Raw genomic sequence first — 5,650 nt, forward strand, 5'->3', positions numbered from 1 at the left:
TCGATGACATGCGCGCCGAGCAGCCTGAGCCTGCCGATCACCACTTGCCGCTGCCGCAAGAGGTCGCCCGCGCTGTCACCGCCGGCGACCTCTTGCGGCAGCGGCAAGTGGTGATCGGCAGGCTCAGGCTGCTCGGCGCGCATGTCATCGAGGCCGACCATCAGCGGCTCGGCCCGGCGCTGGTCGAGCGCTATATCCAGCTCAAGGAGGAGAACCTTCTATGACGCTGTCGGCCGGCACCGATGCAGTGCGCCAGTCGCTGGCAAGCTTCCGCCAGGAGCGCGAGGCCGACTGGAAAGCCTTCGAGGCGCTGCTGGCGCGCGTCGAGAAGCGCGCGCCACGCGCGCTGTCGGAAGACGAGCTGCTCTCGCTGCCCCTGCTTTACCGCTCGGCGCTGTCCTCGCTTTCGGTGGCGCGCGCGACCTCGCTCGACAGCGCCCTGATCGCCTATCTCGAGGCGCTCTGCCTGCGCGGCTATTTCTACCTCTACGGCGCGCGGCGCTCCTTGAGGACGCGCGTCGGCGATTTTTTCCTGCACGACTGGCCGGCGGCGATCCGCGACCTGTGGCGCGAAGTGTGGGCGTCGGTCGCCCTCACGGTGATCGGCGCGATCGCCGGCTATTGGCTGGTCGCCTCCGACAAGCGCTGGTACGACGCCATCATCGCGCCGAGCCTGGCGGGCGGGCGCAACCCGGATTCGTCGGCCGAGGTCTTGCGCAGCTTGCTTTACGGCGGCGGCGACCATTTCCTGTCCGGCTTTGCCGCCTATCTCTTCACGCACAACACGCAGGTGTCGATCCTGGCCTTCGCGCTTGGCTTCGCCTTTGCCGTGCCGAGCGTGCTGATCATCCTGATGAATGGCTGCATGCTCGGCGCCATTTTCCAGATCTATGCCGCCAAGGGCCTGGGCTTCGAGCTCGGCGGCTGGCTTTCGATCCATGGCACGACGGAACTGTTCGCCATCGCCATCGCGGGCGCGGCCGGGATGCGCATCGGCACCAGCATCGCCTTTCCCGGCGAGCTCACCCGTATGGCCGCCGCGGCGCGAGCCGGACGCGTGGCGGCGACCGCCATGATCGGCGTCACGGTGATGCTGCTTTTCGCTGGATTGCTGGAAGGCATCGGCCGGCAGACGATCACCAGCGACGTTATCCGCTATTCGATCGGCGGCGGCATGCTCGCCTTATGGATCTGTTATTTCTACCTGTTCCGGATGGTGCGGCATGGCGACCGCTAGGACAGCAAAGATCAAGAATCCAGCGGCGTTGATCCGCCCGCTTGTCACGCCGGAGGGCGTCGACCTGCGCGTGAAACTGGCGGATGCCGGCACCCGGGCATCCGGTTTCCTGCTCGACGTGGTGATCATCGTCGTGGCGGCGGTCGTGGTCAGCCTCGTCGCGCTGTTTGGCCTTGGCGGGCTTGGCGTGCAGGATGCCGAGCCGCTGTTCATCGTCTGGATCATCTTCATCTTCTTCCTGCGCAACGTCTATTTCATCGCCTTCGAAACGGGACGGCGGGCAGCCACCCCGGGCAAGCGCATGGTCGGCGTGAGAGTCGCGTCGCGCAGCGGCGCCGGCCTCACGCTGGACCAGGTCATCGCGCGCAACCTGATGCGCGAGATCGAGGTGTTCCTGCCGCTGTCGATCCTCGCCGCGCGCGCCAGCGCCGATGTCGCCGACACGCTGTCGACCATTTTCGGTCTGGTCTGGGCGCTGCTGTTCTCGCTGTTCCCGCTGTTCAACCGCGACCGGCTGAGGATCGGCGACCTGCTCGCCGGCACCTGGGTGGTCGAGGCGCCGAAAGTGGCGCTGGTTGAGGACCTGTCGCTGCGCAAGGACCCGGTTGCCGCCCGCTTCCAGTTCAGCCCCGCGCAACTCGACGCCTATGGCATCGCCGAGCTGCAGAAGCTGGAAGAAGTGCTGCGCCGCGACGATCATTCGGCGCTCAAGGCGGTGGCGGAGACCATAGCCCGCAAGATCGGCGCCAGGTTCGAGCCGATCGATTCAAAGGCTTTCCTCACCGCCTATTACGGCGAGCTGCGCGCGCATCTGGAACGCAAGCTGCTGCTTGGGAACCGCAAGGCGGATAAGTATGCGCGGTAGCGAAGCCTCCCTCGCCTACCCCACCCACTTCTCGTAATCCGACACCAGAAGGTGCAGCGGCGCGACGTCCTCGTCGATGTTGGAGAAGCGGCCGATCGGGTCGCGGAAAACGTTGTCGGTGAGGTCATCATTGACGGTCGAGACCTCGCCGATCAGCACGTCCTTGCCCTCGGCCCAGAAGGCGTGCCAGACGCCGGGCAAAAGTGTGACGCTCTGGCCGGGATCGAGCTTCAGGAGCCCGCCGGCCGGCAATCTGGTGATGGTGCCGTCGACCGGCACTGACACTTCGGCCTTCGGGTCGATGCCGCCGTCGCGGTCGTGCATGAAGAGCTCCAGCACCAGCTTGCCGCCGCCGCGGTTGATGATGTCTTCGGCCTTGATGTTGTGGCGGTGCATCGGCGAGAGCTGGTCCTTGCGCGAGATCATAATCTTCTCCGCATAGAGCATGCCCATGCCGAGCTTCATGTCCTCGTAGCGGCCGTTGCGCACGGTGAACAGGAACAGGCCAAGCTCGTCGAACTTCTCCTGGCCGTAGTCGGTGATGTCCCAGCCGAGGCGTGAGGTTAAGATGGCGGAAGAGTCGGCCTTGTGCGCCTTCATCTCTTCCGGCGACCAATAGGCGAAGGGCGGCATGATATAGCCGAAGGAGCGGATGAAGGCGTCGGCTTCGCGGATGATGTCGTTGATCTTGGAGCGCTTCATGGTGGTTGTCCTCCGGCCGATGCCTTGCTGAAATCTGCCCATCCGAATAGCCCAATGCCGGTCGGCTGTCGACGCAAACCCGCTGTTCTGGCCCCGTGACATCCAGCCGGATCGGGACCATAAACCCAGCCGGACTTTTCGATTTTGCGCATGTCTTTATCCCGAAACCGGATCCCGCTCTCGGGAGACATGCTTTGAATGGTGACTTTCATGCCAAGCATAGACGACCTCGACACGCCGGCGATCCTGATCGATGCGGCCCGCGCCGAAGCCAACATCAAAAAGGCGCAGGCGCATGCCGACGCCCATGGATTGAAGCTGCGGCCGCACATCAAGACGCACAAGCTACCCTACTGGGCGAAGAAGCAGGTGGCGGCCGGCGCCGTCGGCATCACCTGCCAGAAGATCGGCGAGGCCGAAGTGATGGCCGATGCGGGGCTCGAGGATATTTTCCTGCCCTACAACATCCTTGGCCGCGCCAAGCTGGAGCGGCTGAAGGCGCTGCATGGGCGCGTCACGCTCTCGGTGACGGCGGACAGCCATGAGACGCTGGAGGGGCTGGCCGCCACCTTCACCGATACCGGCCATCCGCTGCAGGTGCTGGTCGAGTGCGACACCGGCATGGGCCGCTGTGGCGTGCAGACCCCGGCCGATGCGGTGGCGCTGGCGAAGGTGATCGACCAGGCCAAGGGCCTCGCCTTCGGCGGGCTGATGACCTATCCGGCGGCCGGCGGCGCGGCGCAAGCCGAGGCCTGGCTGAAAAGCGCGCACGACGCGCTTGCCGCGGCGGGGCTCGAATGCGTGCGCGTCTCCAGCGGCGGCACGCCGGATATGTGGCGCTCCGGCGAGAACAGCATCGTCACCGAATACCGGCCCGGCACCTACATCTACCTCGACCGCTACCAGGTCGCCAAAGGCGTCGGCACGCTGGACGACTGCGCGCTGACGGTGCTTGCCACCGTCGTCAGCCACCCGACGCCGACCCGCACCATCCTTGACAGCGGCAGCAAGGCGCTGTCTTCCGATACGCTCGGCCTGCCGGATTTCGGCGAGCTGCTCGGCATGCCGGGCGCCCGCGTAACGGGTTTGAGCGAAGAGCACGGCACCGTCACGCTTGCCCATGGCGCCGCCTTGGGCATCGGTGAGCGGGTGCGCGTCGTGCCCGATCATTGCTGCGTGGTGACGAATTTGTTCGACCAGGTGCATCTGATCGACGGCGACAAGGTACTGGAAACGCTGCCGGTGGCGGCGCGAGGGAAGATGGGCTGAGCGCTTTTCCTTCTCCCTTGTGGGAGAAGGTGTCGCCGAAGGCGACGGATGAGGGGTGCTCCAGGTAATGCCAGCGTCTCACTCCGCTGGAACACCCCTCATCCGTCTCGGCGCTAACGCGCCGATCCACCTTCTCCCACAAGGGGAGAAGGGGCACTCTCCGCCTGCCTTGCCGCCACTCTCCGCATCGCCGTCACCCGCCGCCTGAAGATCTCCGTGCGCATCGCCATCAGATGCAGGGCGAAGAACAGCACGGTGAAACCCAGCGCCATCACGGCGAGTGGCCATAGCATCGATGGGTCGATGGTCGGGCCCCCGAGGCGGAAGACGGAGGCCGGCTGGTGCAGCGTGTTCCACCAGTCGACCGAAAATTTGATGATGGGGATGTTGATGAAGCCGACCAGCGTGATGATGGCGGCCGCCCAGGCGGCGCGGCCCGCGTCATCCAGCGCGCGGGTCAGCGCGATGATGCCGAGATACATCAGGAAAAGCACGAAGACCGAGGTCAGCCGCGCGTCCCACACCCACCAGGTGCCCCACATCGGCTTGCCCCAGATGGAGCCGGTGATCAGCGCCAGCGCGGTGAAGGTGGCGCCGATCGGGGCCGCCGATTTCAGCGCGACATCGGCCAGCGGATGGCGCCAGACCAGCGTGCCCAGCGCCGAGATCGCCATGATCGTGTAGCACATCATGGCGAGCCAGGCAAAAGGCACGTGGATATACATGATGCGTACCGTGATGCCCTGCTGGAAATCCTCCGGCGCGGTGAAGCTCATATAGAGGCCCACGCCAAGCAGGATCACCGCGACCGCCGCCAGCCACGGAATGATCTTGTCGGCCAGCCCGACAAAGCGCGTCGGGTTGGCGAGATCGATCCAGCCGGAAAAGCGTGAAGTGGCGTCGCTCATGGCGACCTAAATAGACCCGCAGTGGCTTTGGGGCAATTGGGAGAGTGTCGCAGGATCGACCTCCCTTCCCCCTTGTGGGAGAAGGTGGATCGGCGCGCAGCGCCGAGACGGATGAGGGGTGTTCCAGCGGAGTGAGACACTGGCTTTCCCTGGAGCACCCCTCATCCGTCGCCTTCGGCGACATCTTCCCCCACAAGGGGGGAAGGGGGAGCTCTAGGATTACGCCGCTTCCGTCACCGGACGGCTGAGACGGCGGACCTCTTCGTCGTTGAGCAGGCCGCCGGCGCGCAGCAGGGCGGCGAAGCGGCCATTGCGCAGCGACAGCTCGGTGAAGCCGCCCATCTCGACCACCTTGCCCTTGTCCATGAAGACGACGAGGTCGGCGTCGCGGACCGTGGTCAGGCGGTGGGCGATGATGAACGTCGTGCGGTTGCGGCGCAGCTCGTCGATCGCTTCCTTGACGCGATCCTCGGTCTCGACGTCGAGAGCGCTGGTCGCCTCGTCGAGCACCAGGATCGGCGCATCCTTCAGCACGGCGCGGGCGATGGCGATACGCTGGCGCTCGCCGCCCGAAAGCTGGCCGCCGCGCTCGCCGACGACGGTGTCGTAGCCACTGCTCTTGGCCAGGATGAAGTCCTGCGCGGCGGCCGCATTGGCCGGGGCGTGGAC

At 65.6% G+C, this 5,650-nt stretch carries 6 protein-coding genes and 1 pseudogene; 4 read left to right on the forward strand and 3 right to left on the reverse strand.

What is annotated here, in order from left to right; translation table 11 throughout:
• From EOA28_RS22885 to EOA28_RS22895, 3 genes and pseudogenes are all read left to right on the forward strand, one after another.
• Positions 1-224 (forward strand): annotated as a pseudogene (locus EOA28_RS22885) (DUF58 domain-containing protein); the annotation flags it as partial.
• Positions 221-1,237: a stage II sporulation protein M gene (locus EOA28_RS22890; protein WP_127249965.1), complete on the forward strand. Its 1,017-nt coding sequence runs from the start codon at positions 221-223 to the stop codon at positions 1,235-1,237. The pseudogene EOA28_RS22885 and the gene EOA28_RS22890, both read left to right, overlap by 4 nt.
• Entirely contained in the window at positions 1,224-2,102 is an 879-nt protein-coding gene (locus EOA28_RS22895; protein ID WP_128315299.1) for an RDD family protein, read from the forward strand. The genes EOA28_RS22890 and EOA28_RS22895 overlap by 14 nt, the downstream gene beginning before the upstream one ends.
• 15 nt (positions 2,103-2,117) lie before the next feature.
• Here the strand turns inward: EOA28_RS22895 and EOA28_RS22900 are convergent, their stop codons facing one another.
• Complete coding sequence (locus EOA28_RS22900) at positions 2,118-2,804, reverse strand: D-lyxose/D-mannose family sugar isomerase (protein WP_127249967.1); 687 nt, start codon at positions 2,802-2,804, stop codon at positions 2,118-2,120.
• A gap of 210 nt (positions 2,805-3,014) precedes the next feature.
• Between EOA28_RS22900 and EOA28_RS22905 the strand changes: the two genes are divergently transcribed.
• Positions 3,015-4,073: a D-TA family PLP-dependent enzyme gene (locus tag EOA28_RS22905; RefSeq protein WP_127249968.1), complete on the forward strand. Its 1,059-nt coding sequence runs from the start codon at positions 3,015-3,017 to the stop codon at positions 4,071-4,073.
• 113 nt (positions 4,074-4,186) lie between these two features.
• Here EOA28_RS22905 and EOA28_RS22910 read toward each other — a convergent pair whose 3' ends face one another.
• Together EOA28_RS22910 and EOA28_RS22915 are read right to left on the reverse strand one after the other, a co-directional pair.
• Complete coding sequence (locus EOA28_RS22910; protein ID WP_127249969.1) at positions 4,187-4,981, reverse strand: heme ABC transporter permease; 795 nt, start codon at positions 4,979-4,981, stop codon at positions 4,187-4,189.
• A gap of 219 nt (positions 4,982-5,200) precedes the next feature.
• Positions 5,201-5,650, reverse strand: a 450-nt coding sequence (locus EOA28_RS22915) for an ATP-binding cassette domain-containing protein (protein WP_128315300.1), incomplete at its 5' end; no start/stop codon positions are given.

The sequence above is a fragment of the Mesorhizobium sp. M2A.F.Ca.ET.067.02.1.1 genome (assembly GCF_004023285.1).
In the GTDB taxonomy this organism is placed as follows: Bacteria; Pseudomonadota; Alphaproteobacteria; order Rhizobiales; family Rhizobiaceae; genus Mesorhizobium.

Bases quoted from the DNA above. Each gene is read 5' to 3' on its own strand.
- EOA28_RS22900 (WP_127249967.1), bottom strand. From the start codon at position 2,804: ATGAAGCGCTCCAAGATCAACGACATCATCCGCGAAGCCGACGCCTTC.
- EOA28_RS22910 (WP_127249969.1), bottom strand. From the start codon at position 4,981: ATGAGCGACGCCACTTCACGCTTTTCCGGCTGGATCGATCTCGCCAAC.
- EOA28_RS22890 (WP_127249965.1), top strand. From the start codon at position 221: ATGACGCTGTCGGCCGGCACCGATGCAGTGCGCCAGTCGCTGGCAAGC.
- EOA28_RS22895 (WP_128315299.1), top strand. From the start codon at position 1,224: ATGGCGACCGCTAGGACAGCAAAGATCAAGAATCCAGCGGCGTTGATC.
- EOA28_RS22905 (WP_127249968.1), top strand. From the start codon at position 3,015: ATGCCAAGCATAGACGACCTCGACACGCCGGCGATCCTGATCGATGCG.